Source organism: Cellulomonas soli, assembly GCF_013409305.1.
Lineage (GTDB): Bacteria > Actinomycetota > Actinomycetes > Actinomycetales > Cellulomonadaceae > Cellulomonas > Cellulomonas soli.
Map to the genome: position 1 here is coordinate 826794 of NZ_JACBZJ010000001.1, position 16815 is coordinate 843608.

At 72.6% G+C, this 16815-nt stretch carries 16 protein-coding genes; 10 read left to right on the forward strand and 6 right to left on the reverse strand.

Annotation, left to right across the window (positions count from 1 at the left end; all coding sequences use genetic code 11):
• Window positions 1-113: 113 nt before the first annotated feature.
• Window positions 114-1001: a zinc metalloprotease HtpX gene (gene htpX, locus BKA22_RS03710; protein ID WP_146951508.1), complete on the reverse strand. Its 888-nt coding sequence runs from the start codon at window positions 999-1001 to the stop codon at window positions 114-116.
• 263 nt (window positions 1002-1264) lie between these two features.
• On the opposite strand from htpX, the gene BKA22_RS03715 reads away from it, so the two are divergent.
• The 3 genes from BKA22_RS03715 to BKA22_RS03725 are packed head-to-tail and all read left to right on the forward strand — an operon-like array spanning window position 1265 to window position 3838.
• A complete protein-coding gene (locus BKA22_RS03715; protein ID WP_146951509.1) occupies window positions 1265-2107 on the forward strand; it encodes an ABC transporter substrate-binding protein in 843 nt (280 codons plus the stop codon).
• Between the two features lie 43 nt (window positions 2108-2150).
• Window positions 2151-3023 (forward strand): amino acid ABC transporter permease, encoded by an 873-nt coding sequence (locus tag BKA22_RS03720; RefSeq protein ID WP_146951562.1) that lies wholly within the window; start codon window positions 2151-2153, stop codon window positions 3021-3023.
• Window positions 3020-3838: an amino acid ABC transporter ATP-binding protein gene (locus tag BKA22_RS03725; protein ID WP_146951510.1), complete on the forward strand. Its 819-nt coding sequence runs from the start codon at window positions 3020-3022 to the stop codon at window positions 3836-3838. Before BKA22_RS03720 ends, BKA22_RS03725 begins: the two co-directional genes overlap by 4 nt.
• 79 nt (window positions 3839-3917) lie before the next feature.
• On the opposite strand, the gene BKA22_RS03730 is transcribed toward BKA22_RS03725, so the two are convergent.
• From BKA22_RS03730 to eccD, 5 genes are all read right to left on the reverse strand, one after another.
• Entirely contained in the window at window positions 3918-5297 is a 1380-nt protein-coding gene (locus BKA22_RS03730) for an FAD-dependent oxidoreductase (RefSeq protein ID WP_146951511.1), read from the reverse strand.
• A gap of 115 nt (window positions 5298-5412) precedes the next feature.
• Window positions 5413-6189, reverse strand: a complete 777-nt coding sequence (locus BKA22_RS03735; protein ID WP_146951512.1) for a PP2C family protein-serine/threonine phosphatase — start codon at window positions 6187-6189, stop codon at window positions 5413-5415.
• Window positions 6190-6313: 124 nt separating this feature from the next.
• A complete protein-coding gene (locus BKA22_RS03740; protein ID WP_146951513.1) occupies window positions 6314-7657 on the reverse strand; it encodes a S8 family serine peptidase in 1344 nt (447 codons plus the stop codon).
• Entirely contained in the window at window positions 7654-8991 is a 1338-nt protein-coding gene (gene eccB, locus BKA22_RS03745; protein ID WP_146951514.1) for a type VII secretion protein EccB, read from the reverse strand. The genes BKA22_RS03740 and eccB overlap by 4 nt, the downstream gene beginning before the upstream one ends.
• A gap of 13 nt (window positions 8992-9004) precedes the next feature.
• Entirely contained in the window at window positions 9005-10354 is a 1350-nt protein-coding gene (eccD, locus tag BKA22_RS03750; protein ID WP_146951515.1) for a type VII secretion integral membrane protein EccD, read from the reverse strand.
• 214 nt (window positions 10355-10568) lie between these two features.
• Here eccD and BKA22_RS03755 point away from each other — a divergent pair, with 214 nt between their 5' ends.
• From BKA22_RS03755 to BKA22_RS03785, 7 genes are all read left to right on the forward strand, one after another.
• A complete protein-coding gene (locus BKA22_RS03755) occupies window positions 10569-10880 on the forward strand; it encodes a WXG100 family type VII secretion target (RefSeq protein ID WP_146954899.1) in 312 nt (103 codons plus the stop codon).
• Between the two features lie 17 nt (window positions 10881-10897).
• On the forward strand, window positions 10898-11182 hold the full coding sequence (locus BKA22_RS03760) for a WXG100 family type VII secretion target (RefSeq protein WP_146954898.1): 285 nt from the start codon (window positions 10898-10900) through the stop codon (window positions 11180-11182).
• A 127-nt stretch (window positions 11183-11309) separates the two neighbouring features.
• Window positions 11310-11633: a hypothetical protein gene (locus BKA22_RS03765; protein WP_146954901.1), complete on the forward strand. Its 324-nt coding sequence runs from the start codon at window positions 11310-11312 to the stop codon at window positions 11631-11633.
• Window positions 11630-12877, forward strand: coding sequence for a S8 family peptidase (locus BKA22_RS03770; protein WP_179561627.1), 1248 nt, complete (start codon window positions 11630-11632; stop codon window positions 12875-12877). The genes BKA22_RS03765 and BKA22_RS03770 overlap by 4 nt, the downstream gene beginning before the upstream one ends.
• 82 nt (window positions 12878-12959) lie before the next feature.
• Window positions 12960-14147, forward strand: coding sequence for a S8 family serine peptidase (locus BKA22_RS03775; protein ID WP_179561628.1), 1188 nt, complete (start codon window positions 12960-12962; stop codon window positions 14145-14147).
• Complete coding sequence (locus BKA22_RS03780) at window positions 14140-15417, forward strand: S8 family peptidase (protein WP_179561629.1); 1278 nt, start codon at window positions 14140-14142, stop codon at window positions 15415-15417. Before BKA22_RS03775 ends, BKA22_RS03780 begins: the two co-directional genes overlap by 8 nt.
• Window positions 15410-16768, forward strand: a complete 1359-nt coding sequence (locus tag BKA22_RS03785; RefSeq protein WP_179561630.1) for a hypothetical protein — start codon at window positions 15410-15412, stop codon at window positions 16766-16768. The genes BKA22_RS03780 and BKA22_RS03785 overlap by 8 nt, the downstream gene beginning before the upstream one ends.
• Window positions 16769-16815 lie beyond the last annotated feature (47 nt).

Genomic DNA, 16815 nt, shown 5'->3' on the forward strand with positions numbered 1-16815 from the left:
CGCTCCGTCCTGCGATGTGCCGAACTGCCTGTTCAGCGCCCATCGTCGGTCCCGGAGCCGCCGTCGCGACCCGCCGGGACGGGTGAATCGGACGTGAGCCCGGCCACCCGCGCTCAGCGGTAGGTGATACCCCCTGCGCCGTTGCCGGCCATGCCCTCGAGACGGGCGATCCGCTCGGCCATCGGCGGGTGCGTCGCGAAGAGCCGACCCATCCCGGCACCCCGGAACGGGTTGGCGATCATCAGGTGCGAGACGTCGACCAGGTCGCGGTCCTGAGGCAGCGGACGTGCCGCGGTGCCCCGCTCGAGCTTGCGCAGCGCGGAGGCCAGCGCGAGAGGGTCACCGGTGAGCCGGGAGCCGTCCTCGTCCGCGTCGAACTCCCGCGTGCGGCTGATCGCCAGCTGGATCGTCGTCGCGGCCAGCGGTGCCAGCAGCGCCAGCAGCAGGCCGGCGATCGGGTTGCCGCCCCGGTCGCGGTCGCTGCCTCCGCCGAAGAACAGGGCGAACTGCGCGAGCGAGGTGATCACCCCCGCGACCGCGGCGGCGACCGAGGAGGTGAGGATGTCGCGGTTGTACACGTGCATGAGCTCGTGCCCGAGCACGCCGCGCAGCTCACGCTCGTCGAGGATCGCCAGGATCCCCTCGGTGCAGCACACCGCGGCGTTCTGCGGGTTGCGGCCGGTGGCGAAGGCGTTCGGGGCCGCGGTCGGCGACACGTACAGCCGGGGCATGGGCTGGCGGGCCGACGTCGACAGCTCGCGCACGATCCGGTACATCACCGGCTGCTCGATCTCCGAGACGGGCCGGGCACGCATCGCGCGGATGGCGATCTTGTCGGAGTTCCAGTAGCTGTACGCGGTCGTCAGCAGACCGATGCCCGCGAAGATCAGCAGGTACTGCGGCGTGCCCCCGCCCAGGAGCCAGCCGATGCCGAGCAGCACCGCCCACATCGCACCGAACAGCCCGGCCGTCTTCAGGCCGTTGAAGTGCTGGCGACCCATCGTCGTCCGTCTCCCTCCCGGCCCGCGCCTCGTGGCAGCGGACCGCTCGCACCTGCAGAACGCTCCCGGGCGCGGGCAGGTTCCCGGCCACCGGTGCGCACGGCCCGCAGACGTGCGGTCCTCTCGGTGCGCGGACGGACGTGTCCTGCCAGGTCCCGGCCCTCGTATCCTGGGCCGACCTGCAGCGAGCCGCACGGCCGCGCAGGGCCGCTCGACCCTCTCTCCCGAACCCTGTCGACCCCCCGCACCCGATGGAGACACCCATGCGCGCACCCCGCTGGACAGCCCTGGCCGCTCTCGCCGCCCTGGCGCTCGCGGGCTGTGCCCCGGTCGACGAGGCCTCGAGCCCGGACGCCACGGCGAGCGACGGGAGCCTGGCGACCGTGACCGACGGCGTGCTGACGGTCGGGACGTCCGACCCGGCCTACTCCCCGTGGGTGCTCGACAACGACCCGACGAGCGGCGAGGGCTTCGAGTCGGCCGTGGCGTACGCCGTCGCGGACCAGCTCGGCTTCGACGCCGACCACGTCGAGTGGGTCCCGGTGACGTTCGACCAGATCATCGCCCCGGGCACCAAGTCGTTCGACTTCGCGATCAACCAGGTCTCGATCAGCGACGAGCGCAAGGCGAACCTGGACTTCTCCAGCCCGTACTACACGACCTCGCAGGCCGTGGTGACGGTCGAGGGCTCGGCCGCGGCCGACGCGACGAGCATCGCCGACCTGCAGGGTCTGCGCATCGGCGCCATGGTCGGCACCACGAGCCTGACCGCCGCGCAGGAGGTCATCGCGCCGACCACCGACGTGCAGGTCTTCAACGACAACGACCTGGTCAAGCAGGCCCTCACCTCCGGGCTCGTCGACGCGATCGTCGTGGACCTGCCGACCGCGCTGTACATCACGGCGGCCGAGCTCGACGGCGGGCTGCTGCTCGGCCAGCTGCCCGACAGCGCGGGCGGCGACGAGTTCGGTCTCGTGCTCGACAAGGACTCCGCGCTGACCGACGCGGTCACCGCCGCCGTCGACGCCCTGCGTGCGGACGGCACGCTCGCCGACCTCGAGTCGCAGTGGCTGACCGACGCCGCCGGCGCACCCGTCCTGAAGTGATCCGAGGAGCTCACCGACCGCAGTGAACGACAGCCCCGGGGACATGCCCCGCGCGTGGACCCCGTCGGAGCGTCAGCTGGAACGTGACGCCTTCCGGCGGGGTCGCGCGCGTCGGTCGACGGGGGTCGCCCTGGCCTCCACGGTCGCGCTCACGGCCGTCGCCGTCCTCGGCCTGGTGTCCTCCCCCGGCTGGCCGCGGGTCAAGGCGTCGTTCTTCGACCCCGAGGTGGCCAAGGCGTCGTTCCCGGCGGTGCTCGAGGGGCTGTGGCTCAACGTGCGCGTCATGGTCGTGTGCGCGGTGCTCATCGTGGTCCTGGCCCTGCTGCTGGCCCTCGCGCGCACGTTGCGCGGACCCGCGTTCTTCCCGGTCCGGGCCGCCGCGACGGCGTACGTCGACGTGTTCCGTGGTCTGCCGCTGATCCTCGTGCTGCTGCTCGTCGGCTTCGGCCTGCCGGGCCTGCGGTTGCAGGGCGTGCCGACCGACGCCGTGGTGCTCGGTGCGCTCGCGCTGGTGCTCACGTACTCCGCGTACGTCGCCGAGGTGTTCCGCGCGGGCATCGAGTCGGTGCACCCCTCGCAGGTCGCCGCGGCCCGCTCGCTCGGGCTCAGCCGCGGGCAGGCCATGCGGCACGTCGTGCTCCCCCAGGCCGTCCGACGGGTCGTGCCGCCGCTGCTGAACGACCTGGTGGCCCTGTCCAAGGACTCCGGGCTCATCTCGATCCTCGGCGCGGTCGACGCGGTCCGCGCCGCGCAGATCCAGACCGCGACGTACGCGAACTTCACGCCGTACGTGGTCGCGGGGGTGCTGTTCGTCATCCTCACGATCCCGCTGACGCGGTTCACCGACGCCCTGGCCCGACGCTCGGGGTGGCTCGGCTCGCAGGGCGCGCTCGCCGGGGCGGGGGCCATGCGATGAGCCCCGGTCGTCTGCGCAACCCTCCGCCCGGCCGGCCGCTCCCCCCGCCGCCCGGCGGCGCCGACCAGGCGCCGAGCCCCGGCACGCCGGTGCTCGCGGTGCGGAACGTCCGCAAGGCCTTCGGCGAGCACGTCGTGCTCGACGACCTCTCGCTCGAGGTCACCGCGCACCAGGTCGTCGTGCTCATCGGCGCGTCCGGCTCGGGCAAGTCGACCCTGCTGCGCTGCATCGACCTGCTCGAGGACGTCGACGACGGCGTCATCGAGCTCGAGGGCCAGGACATCACGGACCCCCGGCTCGACGCCGACGCGGTCCGCGCGCGCATCGGCATGGTGTTCCAGGCGTACAACCTGTTCCCGCACCTGCGCGTGCTCGACAACGTCACGCTCGCGCCCCGGCTCGTGCACAAGGTTCCGCGCGCGCAGGCCGAGGAGGAGGCGCTGGCCGTGCTCGCGCGCATCGGCCTGGCGGACAAGGCGCGCGCGTTCCCCGACGAGCTGTCCGGCGGGCAGCAGCAGCGCGTGGCCATCGCCCGGGCGCTGGTCGGCAAGCCGGCGGTCATGCTGCTCGACGAGGTCACCAGCGCGCTCGACCCCGAGCTGGTCGGCGAGGTGCTCGAGCTGCTCACCGAGCTCAAGCAGACGGGTCTGACCATGGTGGTCGCGACGCACGAGATGGCGTTCGCCCGCGAGGTCGCCGACGAGGTCGTGTTCCTGCACGCCGGGCGCGTGCACGAGCGCGGCACGCCGGAGCAGGTGCTCGGCGCCCCCCGCCGGGGCCGCACCCAGGAGTTCCTGCGCCGCGTCTCCGGCTGACCCCGGGCGCCGGGTCTCCGGACGACGAAGGGCCGCCAGGACCGTGCGGTCCGGCGGCCCTCGTCCAGGTGCGAGCGGCTCAGCCCTGCAGACGACCCAGCGCGACCGCCGTCATCTCCTCGCGGGGCACGACCTTGATGCGCTCACGCCCGTGCGGCTCGCCGAGCGAACGCTCGTGCGCGTCCAGCAGCTCCCAGCCGGACCAGTCGATCACGTCGACACCGCGCTGGGTCAGGAAGTCGAGCACGGCCTGCGGGTCACGGTCGGTCGCCGAGTAGAACGCCTCGCCGCCGGCCGCGACGTCCTCACCCAGGTGCCGGATGGTCTCGGACGCGTCGGACTTGGTGTGCCCGATCAGGCCCACCGGACCACGCTTGATCCACCCCGTGGCGTACACGCCGGGGATCGGCTCGCCGTCCACGTCGACGACCCGGCCCTCGTGGTTCGGGATGACACCGGCGACGTCGTCGAACGGGATGTCGACCAGCGGCGAGCCGAAGTACCCGACCGCCCGGTACAGGGCCTGCACGGGCCAGTCCTGCGTCTGCCCGGTGCCCGTGACGTTGCCGTCGCCGTTGAGCGCGGTGCGCTCGGTGCGCAGGCCGACGACCTTGCCGTCCTCGCCGAGCACCTCGACGGGCTTGTGCAGGAAGTGCAGGTGGATCCGCCGGCTCGCGGTCAGCTCCTCGGGCTCCTTGAGCGTCCAGTCCGTGAGGGTCTTGACGACCTGCTTGGTCTGGTTCGAGGAGTGGATCTGCGCCATCGAGCCCTCGTCGAACTCGAAGTCCTCGGGGTACACGATCACGTCGACGTCCGGCACGTGGCCCAGCTCGCGCAGCTCCAGCGGGGAGAACTTCACCTGAGCCGGGCCGCGACGGGCGAACACGTGCACGTCGGTGACCGGGCTGGCCTTGAGGATCTCGTAGACGTTCCCCGGGATCTCGGTGGGCAGCAGGTCGTCGGCGTGCTTGGCCAGGATGCGGGCCACGTCGAGCGCCACGTTGCCGGCGCCGAGCACCGCGACCTGCTGCGCGTGCAGCGGCCACGTGCGCGGCACGTCCGGGTGACCGTCGTACCAGGACACGAAGTCCGCCGCCCCGTAGGAGCCGTCCAGGTCGATCCCCGGGATCGGCAGGCCCGCGTCACGGAACGAGCCGGTGGAGAAGATCACCGCGTCGTAGAACTGGCGCAGGTCGTCCAGCTTGAGGTCCGTGCCGTAGTCGACGTTCGCCAGCAGCCGGATGTCACCGCGCTCGAGGACCTTGTGCAGCGCCACGATGATCTGCTTGATCCGCGGGTGGTCCGGCGCCACGCCGTAGCGCACCAGGCCGAACGGTGCGGGCAGCCGCTCGAACAGGTCGATGCTCACGTCCAGGTCGGTCTTGGACAGGATGTCGGCCGCGTAGATGCCGGCCGGGCCGGCGCCGACGACGGCGACGCGAAGGGTGGGGGTGCTCACGGGCGCGGTGCCTTCCGGGCGGTGACAGGTCCAGCGTTCCAGCATAGGGCGCAGGCTGAGGCGGCCCTCACCCGGGAGTCAGGATGCGGACACCGTGGACCGCGGGTGCCGACCGTCAGGCGACGAGCAGGGGGTCGATCGCCGCGTCGACCACGAGCACCGTCACGTTGTCGGAGCCGCCGGCCGCGAGCACGGCGGCCACCAGACGATCGGCCGCTCGTTGAGGGTCGGCCTCGAGACGCAGCTCGGCCTCGATCCGGGCCTCCGTCAGCACGTCGCTCAGCCCGTCGGAGCACACCACCATGCGGTCGCCCGAGCTCACCGGGAACAGCAGGACGTCCGGCTCCACCTCGTCGTCGACACCGCCCAGGACCCGGGTGACGATGTTCCGCCGCGGGTGCCGCAGCGCCTGCTCGGGCGCGACCGCCCCGCTGGCCACGAGCTCGGCCACCTCGGAGTGGTCCTGGGTGACCTGCTCGAGGACACCGCCGATCATCCGGTACGTGCGCGAGTCACCGACGTTCAGCACGATCCAGCAGGGCATGCGCTGCCACACGGTCAGGACGACACCGGTCACGGTCGTGCCCGGAGGTCGGTGCCACCCCGTCGCCAGGTCACGGACCCGGGCGTTCGCCTCGCGCACGACCGCGACGACGTCCGCGAGGTGCGGCGTCCGGCCGACCAGCGAAGCCGAGAGCACGTCGACGGCCGTCCTGCTCGCGACCTCACCGGCCTCGTGCCCGCCCATGCCGTCCGCCACGACGTACAGCCCGTCGGCGGCGAAGTAGGAGTCCTCGTTGGTCTCGCGCAGGGCCGTCGCCGTGGCCGCACCGCACCGCACGCGCACGTGCGGCACTCCCACCCCGGAAGGCGGGACGGGTGCGGCGGTCATGGTGCTCCAGTCGGGATCGACGGGGACGGGTGGAGCTGGGTGCGGGCCAGCATATCGATCCCACCTCGACGCGGTCCGCCTCGTCCGCTCCGTGACCCTCCTGGCGCCCGGCGCGTCGAGCCGATCAGCGGGCGGGCGCCGAGCGGGCGCCGCGTCGCCTGCGGGTCCGACCCACCAGCCGCGAGCCGAGCAGCGCGAGCACCACGGCGGCAGCGGCCCCGGCGCCCCAGGCCGCTGCGGGTGCCCGCACGGCCGCCAACGGCGACGGGACGACCGACCCGTCGACCAGGGCACCTGCCTCAGGGGAGACCGTCGGACGGGGGTGCACAGGGCTCACCGGGCCGGGCAGCGTCCCGTCGTCCACGAGCGCGAGCGCCATCTCGGGTCGGACCACACCCCAGCCCACGAGGTCGTCACGGGTGTCCGGTGCGACCCGCGACGCCGACGACATCAGGCGGAACCGCCACTGCTCCGGCGTCTCCTGCGGGTACCGCTCGGCGACGAGCGCCGCGGCCGCGCTCACGTAGCCCGTGGCGAACGACGTCGAGACCTCGGTCCCGTCGAGCAGGCAGTCGCCCGCACCGTGGTAGGTCGTCAGGACGTCGGTTCCCGGCGCCGCGATGTCGACGTGCTCGCCGTGGATCGCGTCGTCCGTGGCCGCACCCGCGGCGTCCACGGCGGTGACCGCGAGCGCTTCCGGGTAGGCCGCCGGGTAGCGGGGGCCGTCGGTCGTGTCGTCGCTGGTCGTGCGGTTGCCGGCACTGGCCACCACGAGTGCACCGGCCGCGGCCGCGGCGCTGACCGCCGCACGCAGGCGAGGGTCGTCGATCGTCGTGCTCATCGAGACGTTGATGATGGTCGCGCCGGCGGCGACCGCCCACTCGATCCCCGCGGCGATCCGGGCGGGGTCGGGTGCGGTACCGGCCGCCCGGGCTGCGTCGTCCTCGGCGACGAAGACCCGCACGGGCAGGATCGTCGCGCCGGGGGCGAGCCCGACCAGTGCCGAGCCGTCGACCTGTCGAGCGGCGATCAGCCCGGCGACGGCCGTCCCGTGCCCGCTCACGTCGGTGCGCCCGGTCCCGTCCGTCGTGCCCGGTGCCACGAGGTCGATCCCGGCGACGACGGAGCCCGTCAGGTGCGCGTTGCTGGAGTCGACGCCGGAGTCGACGACGGCGACCACCACGCCCGCGCCGGTCGCCCAGCGCCACGCGGTGTCGGCCGAGAGGAGCGCGAGGGCGGTGGGCGCGACCGTCGAGTACTGCGCCTCGTCGACGGTGCACTCCGCGGTCGCGGTGTCCGACGTCGCGGCTGCCGTGGCCGCGGTGGTCGCACCGGTGGCCGCACCTGTCGTCCCACCCGACGCGGAGGCCGGCGCTGCGCCGAGCGTCGGCCCCGACAGCACGGCCAGCGCGCCGACGAGCAGCGCGACCCCGGCCCGTCGGCCCGGCCGCGGGACGGGCGTGCTCACGAGTCAGTCCCGCCCTGCGCGGTCCACGGCGTCGAGGCGGCCTCGACGGTCAGTGCCGGCCCGGTCGGGAGCAGCGCCACCCAGGCGGGCGGGACGTCGACGACCTGGTCCGCGGTGTATCCGAGGCGGCCCAGCACGTCCGCGTCCGCCGTCGGCAGCGGGAAGGCCGTCCCGCTCTCGTCGATCAGCACGACCTCGCCGAGCGAGCCCGCCTCCGACGCCGCCCGCACGAGCGCCCCGGCACCCGGCCGCACGGCGACCGCGGCGTCCTCGGTCGCGGCCGCGCCGGAGGAGACGGCGGTCCCGTCCACCAGGTCCACGCACGGCACCTGGCCGGCGGGCAACGGCTCCGGGACCTCGGTGGGCCAGTCCGCCGGGGCCACGGCGACGTCGGCGGTGGGCACGGAGGCGACCTGCGCGGCCGTGACCTGCAGCGGATCGCCGGCACCGGCGCCCGACCCGAGCCCGTAGAGCAGGACGGCCAGGTCGCTGAGCGGCGCGAGGTCGCCGGACGGGTCCACGACGTAGCTGCGCACCCCCGTCGCGTCCGTGACGGCCACGAGCGACCCGATGCTGGCTCCGCCGGGCAGCGTGGAGGTCGACGGCACGGGCTCGCCCGCGTCCTCGACGACGAGCGGCGCCAGGTCCGTGCCCGCCGGCAGCAGCATCAACCACGCGGCCGGGACCGTGACGACCTCGGCCTGCTCCAGGTCGAGCGCCCGCTGCACCGCGGCGAGGTCGGGTGCCGGGATGCGATAGCGCAGCCCGCCGTCGACCAGGTAGTGCTCGTCCCCCGACTGCACCACGACCGCGGTGCCCGTCGACCCGGCCGCGTTCGTGGTGAGCCCGATCGAGGTGCGAACCGTCCCGTCGTCCGCGACGCACGAGCGCCAGCCGCTGACGATGAGCGAGTCGGACGCCGGCGGTGCGTCGGGCGCACCCTCGATGCCGAGGGCCGGTCCGCGGGGCGAGTCGGCGATGTCCTGCGCGTCGACCTCGACGATGTCGAACGCACCGGAGTCGAGCACGAGCCGGGCGCTCGTGGTGTTGAGCACCGGGTAGAGGGTGCCGTCCACCGCCACGTAGCGGGTCCCCTCGTCGGAGACGACGACGAGCGAGGCCTCGTCCCACCCGTCGGCCAGCGTGGGGCTGAGCAGCCCGAACGCCAGGCTGCCGACGACCAGCAGCACGGCGAGCGCCACACCGGCGACGACCCCGCGCATCGGCGAGGCAGGCTCGAGCTCCTGACCGCCCGGCGCACCAGACTGGAAGGCCGTCAGCAGCCGTCGACGGCTGAACTGCTGCGCCTCGACGAGGTCCCGCTTGGATGCCATCGCCCGTCCGGCCTCAGACCAGACCCGCGGCGGCCAGCCCGAGCGGGAGCAGCGCGGCGAGGAGCAGCAGCTCGAGGGCGTCGCCCGCGCGGGCGAGGCCCACGCGGTGACGCGGTGCGACGAGGCCCAGCCCGACGACGACCGCAGCGGCGAACCCGGCCACGCCCACGAGCGCCGCCCGCCACTCCGGGTGGTGCACGGCGGTCAGCAGCGCCGTCGCGGTGAGCCCGAGCAGGGCGAGCGTGACGACCACGAGCACCTCGGCGCGCGAGTAGGTCTGGCGTGTGCTCAGCAGCATCCCGGCGAACGTGGCCACCAGGAGCAGCGTCCCGGCGACCCCGGAGGCCACGACCTGCGAGGCGGCGACGAGGGCGACCAACCCGACGGCCACGCGCAGCGCCACCTGGACGCGGTGCCCACGGGCGAGGTCGCGGCGGACCGTCCCGGGGTCGACGGGAGAGACGTCGGCGAACACGTCGGCGTCGCTGCGCACGGGAACCACACGCAGCGGGGTGCTGGTGAGCGCGAGCCACGGCACGCCGATCCCGGCCGCGACCACCACGGCGACGACGACCGCGAGGACGTGCGAGGGCTCCGACCCCGTCAGCGCGACCGTGGACCCGCTCACCGCGATCGCCAGACCCGCGGCGCTCGGCGCCGCAGCGAGCTCTCGCCGGTCGGCCATGGCCAGGGCCCCGAGCAGGCCCGTGAGCAGCAGGCCGATGCCGGCTCCGGCCGCGGGCCAGCCCCAGGACGGCGGCTGCGACGAGGCGGTCAGACCCGCGACGCCGCCGAGCACCGAGGCCAGCAGCACCAGGACCCGGGCCGCCTCGGGGACGGCCCCGACCCGTGCGACGACCGCACCGGTGACCAGGACGAGGACCGCGCTCAGGCCGGCGACCAGGGGCGGGACCGGCGAGGAGGGGTCGCCGCCGAGCAGCAGCGCCGCGACCGCGAGCAGCAGCGCCCCGGCCGCCCACGCCGCCGTGAGTGCGCTGTCCCGGGGCGACCACGGCTGGTAGAGACCCTCCACCGCGTCCGCGACCGCCTCCACGACGTCGTCGTACACGCGCGGCTCGGGGCGTTCGGCCCCGACCTCGAGGGTCAGGACGTCGCCGTCGACGACGCCCTCGGCGAGCAGCGAGCGGGCCGGGTCGAGCGCGGTGCCGTCGGTGCGGACCAGCCAGTAGCCGCCGTGCGCGGTGAGCACGTCGAGCACGCCCAGCGTGCGGGCGAGGCCGGGGACCACCTCGGCGACGGACACCTGACCCGGGATACCCAGGTCGGCTCGTCGGTCACCGGCGGCCACGGTGACCCGGACGAGCGTCCCGGCAGGCGTCGACGACGCGGTGGGTGCGCTCATCGGGTCTTCGGGCGTCCTTCGGTCGATCCGCGGGGCAGGTCGCCGGTCAGCATAGCCAGGCGCCGCCACGGCCCGGACCCACGTCGCACCAGCTGGAATGTCTCACCCGTTCAGTCATCCACAGGCATCCGATCGGCCGTCGTCGGCTGTGACAAGGTCCGCTAGCCTGCTGAGCGCCTGGGAGGTACCCGGGTCGGGTGTCTCGGAGGTGGACGTGGCTGGTGAGGTTTCTGCGGCGGATGGTGCGCTGAAGGCGGGTGCGGATGCGGTGTCTGCGGGTCGTGCGGACCTGCAGCGTGAGCTGGCCTCGTTGGAGGGCAAGCTGTCGGGTCTGGGTGCGCAGTGGCAGGGGCAGGGCGCGGTCGCGTTCACCTCGTTGATGACGCGCTGGCGTGAGGACGCCTCGAAGATCGTGGCGGCGCTCAACGAGTTCGAGGCGAACCTGCTGTCCTCGCAGTCGACGTACACGGCTGCTGATGACACGCAGTCCTCGTCGTTCTCGCGGTTGTCCGGTCGGCTGGGTTGAGCAAGGGAGAGATGACGATGGGTGATCTGAAGGTCAACTTCTCCGGGCTGGCCACGGCTGCCTCGGACATCGCTGGTGGTGCCAACCAGATCGAGGCGCGTCTGGGTGACCTGGACCAGTCGTTGGCGCCGTTGCGGGCGAACTGGTCGGGTGAGGCTGCCTCCTCCTACGAGGCGGCGAAGGCCAAGTGGACCGCGGCGCTGAGCGACATGAAGGGTCTGCTCTCCGACATCGGTCGCGCGGTGCAGTCCTCCGGTGAGGACTACCAGTCCACCGAGAAGGCCAACGCCGCCCGCTGGTGAACCACCCCGCGCCCCGCCCCGCCCCGGTCACCGACCGACCGCGAGGGCGGGGCGCGCACCTGCGGGTGCGACAGCCGCACCCGTCACACCACGCCCAGCACGGGCGCCGAGCCTTGGAAGTGAACACGTGGCCGAGTTCCAGGTCGACCAAGAGGTCGTCAACGCGCGAGTCGCCCGTCTGGTGCAGCTCTCCGACTACGTCGCGCAGGTCGAGGGCGGGCTCGCCGAGCTGATCGACCGGCAGACGTCCGCGCAGTGGTCCGCCGCGAGCCCCGTGACCGCCTACGTCGAGTCCCTGTCCGACGAGCTCGAGAAGCTCCGCCTGGACCTCGGCACCCTCACGAAGACGCTCAACACCTACGCGACCGAGCTGCGCGCCAGCGCGGCACGGCTGACCGCGCAGGACCAGCGGGTCGAGGAACGTCTCTCCGGGGCGTGGCGCTACCAGTGAGACCGCATCTCCGCACCACCCTGCTCCGTCCGACCTTCGCCTGCGCGGCACTCACGCTCGCCGCGACCATCGGCGCGGCGCCCGCCCTCGCCGCCGACGACCCGAGCGACGGCGGCCTCTGGTACTACACCCAGACCGGCCTGGCCGACATCCAGCAGCACACCACCGGCGAAGGCATCACCATCGCCATCCTGGACTCGGCCATCAACCCCGACGTGCCCGACCTCCAGGGAACCAACCTCACGGTCCACGAACCCTCCTACTGCGTCGACCCCGCGAACCAGGCACCGCTTCCAGCGACGGCGACAGACGAGTCCGCCCGGCACAACACCAGCATGTCCGCACTGATCGTGGGCACCGGAGTCGGAGTGAACGGATCCGGTGGAGTGCGCGGCATCGCTCCGGGCGCCTCGGTCATCGCCTACTCGGCGACCTCTTCGGACTGCGGAACCAGCAACTCGGCCGGCGAAGCACTTCGGCAGGCGGTTGATGACGGTGCCGACATCGTCAACATGTCATTCCATGACACCGGCGTGACGGGCTCCGTCGCCCCCGAGGATGTCACCTACGCACTGAGCCGCGGCGTGATCTTGGTGGCCTCCTCGCCCCACGAAGGCAGTTCGGTGATCTCTGCCTACCCCGTGAGCTACAACGGCGTCGTCGGTGTCGAGTCCTACGGCCCCGGCGGGGTCCTCTCCGACCTCGTGGAGACCGGCGACTTCGTCGACGTCCTCGCCCCCGGCGACAACGTCCTGGCACAGGACCCCCGGACCGCGTGGGCGACCTATGTACTGAGCAGCGGTTCGTCGAGTGCGACGGCGTTCACGTCCGCGGCCCTGGCACTGGCGTGGTCGGCACACCCCGACGCGACCAGCAACCAGATCCTGCAGACCCTGGCCCACACCACCGGAACCGACGGCCTCATCAACCTCAACACCCTGGTCGCCGACGACCCCACCAGCTACCCGGACACCAACCCCTACATCACCACCGACGCCATCCCCTCCCCCCAAGACATCGCCAACGCCACCACACAAACAACACCCACCACCAGCACCACCGACAACCCGGGCACCGACGACCCCGCCACACCCACCAGCAACACCACCGGCCTACCCGGCTGGGTCCTCCCCGCAGCCATCACCGCGACCCTCCTGGCCGCCGCCGGCATCACCACCATCGTGCTGCTCACCCGCCGCGGCACCACCAACCCCACCACCCCACCCGGAGGCCACCATGGGTGACAAAGCAGACGACCTCGGCCGCACCCGAGGACCCGCGATCCGACGAGCGCACGGCACCGCCGGCGCTGCCGGCGCCCTCCTCGTGGCCGCGACCCTGTGCTCCGCATCCGCCCTCGCCGCCGACGACCCGAGCGACGGCGGCCTCTGGTACTACACCCAGACCGGCCTGGCCGACATCCAGCAGCACACCACCGGCGAAGGCATCACCATCGCCATCATCGACTCGGCCATCAACCCCGACGTGCCCGACCTCCAGGGAACCAACCTCACGGTCCACGAACCCGCCTACTGCGTCGACCCCGCGAACCAGACGCCGCTGCCCGCTACCGCCACGGATGACAGCGCGTTCCACGCCACCGGAATGGCGGCGCTGATCGTCGGTACCGGGGTCGGCGCGGGCGGTGTCTCGGGCGTCCGAGGAGTAGCACCGGCTTCCTCGGTGCTCACGTACTTCGCGGTCTCACTGGAATGCGGGGCACCCGGTTCGACGGGACGCGCACTTCGGCAAGCGGTCGACGATGGCGCAGACATCGTCAACATGTCATTCACGTCCGAAGGAGCATTCAACTCGCTCGACGCGGAGGACGTCATCTACGCGGTCAGCCGCGGTGTGATCCTCGTGGCGTCCTCACCCCATGACGGCGGCGCCAGCCTCAGCGCATATCCGATCGGCTACAACGGCGTCGTGGGCGTCGATTCCTACGGCCCAGGTGGATCCCTCTCCGACTCCGTCGTGGCAGCTGACTTCGTCGATGTCATCGCCCCAGGCGACGACATGCTTGCTCCGGACTCCGTCAGCGACTGGACCTCGTACGCGCTCACGGACGGTTCGTCGAGTGCGACGGCGTTCACGTCCGCGGCCCTGGCACTGGCGTGGTCGGCACACCCCGACGCGACCAGCAACCAGATCCTGCAGACCCTGGCCCACACCACCGGAACCGACGGCCTCATCAACCTCAACACCCTGGTCGCCGACGACCCCACCAGCTACCCGGACACCAACCCCTACATCACCACCGACGCCATCCCCTCCCCCCAAGACATCGCCAACGCCACCACACAAACAACACCTACCACCAGCACCACCGACAACCCGGGCACCGACGACCCCGCCACACCCACCAGCAACACCACCGGCCTACCCGGCTGGGTCCTCCCCGCAGCCATCACCGCGACCCTCCTGGCCGCCGCCGGCATCACCACCATCGTGCTGCTCACCCGCCGCGGCACCACCAACCCCACCACCCCACCCGGAGGCCACCATGGGTGACAAAGCAGACGACCTCGGCCGCACCCGAGGACCCGCGATCCGACGAGCGCACGGCACCGCCGGCGCTGCCGGCGCCCTCCTCGTGGCCGCGACCCTGTGCTCCGCATCCGCCCTCGCCGCCGACGACCCGAGCGACGGCGGCCTCTGGTACTACACCCAGACCGGCATGGCCGACATCCAGCAGCACACCACCGGCGAAGGCATCACCATCGCCATCATCGACACCCCGATCAACCCGGACGTGCCCGACCTGCAGGGCACCGACCTCACGGTCCACGAACCCTCCTACTGCGTCGACGCTGCCAGCCAGGCAGCGCTGCCGGCAACCGCCACGGACGACAGCGCCCTGCACGCGACTGGCTTGGCCGCCCTTATCGCCGGCACCGGAGTCGGATCGAACGGCACCGCCGGGACACGCGGGGTCGCTCCGGACGCATCGCTACTCGCCTACGCCGTGACGATCTCCGACTGCGGCACCCCGAACACGGCCGGCAAGGCCTTGCGCGAGGCAATCGCCGATGGCGCCGACATCGTCAACATGTCGTTCCACGACACGGGCACGGAGATGTCGGTCAGCGCCGAGGACGTCGCCTATGCACTGAGCCGCGGCGTGATCTTGGTGGCCTCCTCACCCCACGAAGGCAGTTCGGCGATCTCGGCCTACCCGGTGAGCTACAACGGCGTCGTCGGTGTCGAGTCCTACGGCCCCGGCGGGGTCCTCTCCGACCTCGTGGAGACCGGCGACTTCGTCGACGTCCTCGCCCCCGGCGATCGCATCAGAAAGCCGGACTCTGCGAACGACTGGACCTCGTACGCGCTCACGGACGGTTCGTCGAGTGCGACGGCGTTCACGTCGGCGGCCCTGGCACTGGCGTGGTCGGCACACCCCGACGCGACCAGCAACCAGATCCTGCAGACCCTGGCCCACACCACCGGAACCGACGGCCTCATCAACCTCGACACCCTGGTCGCCGACGACCCCACCAGCTACCCGGACACCAACCCCTACATCACCACCGACGCCATCCCCTCCCCCCAAGACATCGCCAACGCCACCACACAAACAACACCCACCACCAGCACCACCGACGACCCGGGCACCGACGACCCCGCCGCACCCACCAGCAACACCACCGGCCTACCCGGCTGGGTCCTCCCCGCAGCCATCACCGCGACCCTCCTGGCCGCCGCTGGCATCACCACCATCGTGCTGCTCACCCGCCGCGGCACCACCAACCCCACCACCCCACCCGGAGGCCACCATGGGTGACAAAGCAGACGACCTCGGCCGCACGCTCGACGCGGACCTGGCAGCGCTGGGCCAGGACGCGAGCCAGGTCGCAGCGATGAGCTCGGCGTCGACGATGTATGCCGACGGCCTGCGCGCGATCGTTGGCGACCTGGGCATCACCGGCAGCACCGGAGATGCCGCCTCCGACAAGATCTCGGTCCTGACCACCCAGTTCCTGTCCGTCGCCGACCGCTTCGACGCGCTGTCGGCATCCGCCCAGGCTGCGACCACTGCGATCGAGAAGGCTCAGGCGGCCTACGCCGAGCTGCCCGACGGGGAGCTGTCGGTCTGGCAGAAGGCCGCGCTCACCGCCGGCGGAGCAGTCGTCGTGCCTGGGGTGGGAGCCGTCGCCGCGGCCGTCGCCGCACAACTCTGGTCCAACGAGCGCGAGAACGGCAGGGAGCAGGCAGCCGGCGAGGCACTGAGCGTTCTTCAAATGGAACTGGATGCAGCGCTCGTGGCGGGTTCGGGCACGAGGTCGTCTGACGACTCCAGCCGGGAGGCCCTTCCGCCTACGGGAACCGACCAATCCACCCGCGCGGGCGCATCGAGCTCATCCGGGACGGCGGGGAACGGCTCCACCGCTGGCAACCACATCACGTGGACCGATGCCCCCACCAACTCCATCACGACGCCGACCACCGGGGTCACGAGCGGATCGGGCCCGTCACCCCTCGTCGGGGTGACGCCGGCCGCCGGCGGGACGACGTCGTCCACCGGCGGCACCTGGGCGGACGGGCACCTGTCCGGCGGGACCGTGCCGGGCGGACTCTCGAGCGGCGGGGTCGGCAGCACCGGATGGTCGACGTCGAGCGGGTCGGGGCTCGGTGCGACCTCGGGGTTCGGTGGGGCGGCCGGCGGCGCGCTGGCCGGCGGCTTGGCCGTCGGCGGTGCCGCATTGGGCACCTCGGGACTGGCCCGAGCCGCGTCGTCCGGCTCCTTCGGCAGCCTCCCGAGCGGCACAGCCGCGGGGTTGGGCAGCAGTCGGTCGGGTGTCCTCGGCGGCTCGGGCAGCACGGCCGGCTCTGCAGCGAGCACGCTGCGCGGCACGTCGGGCTCGTCCCTGACCGCGGGATCCTCCTCCGCCACGACGTCCACCGGCACCGCCGGAACGGCCCGCGGGGGCAGCTCCTCCGGCATGATGCCCGGCGGTGGCACGAGCGGGAAGGCTTCGGAGAAGCGGCGTCGAACCAGCGGCGGGCTCATCGCCCCGGCCTTCGACGAGGACGACGCCCAGGTGGCCGTCCCGCTGAGCGCCGGTGCACGCGCCGGGTCCAGGGATCAGCTGCCGGCGCTCGCGGACGTGGACGAACCCGACGACACCTGGTGACCGGCAGCCCGCCCGACGCAGGACGAACGAACCGACGAGGAGGCAGA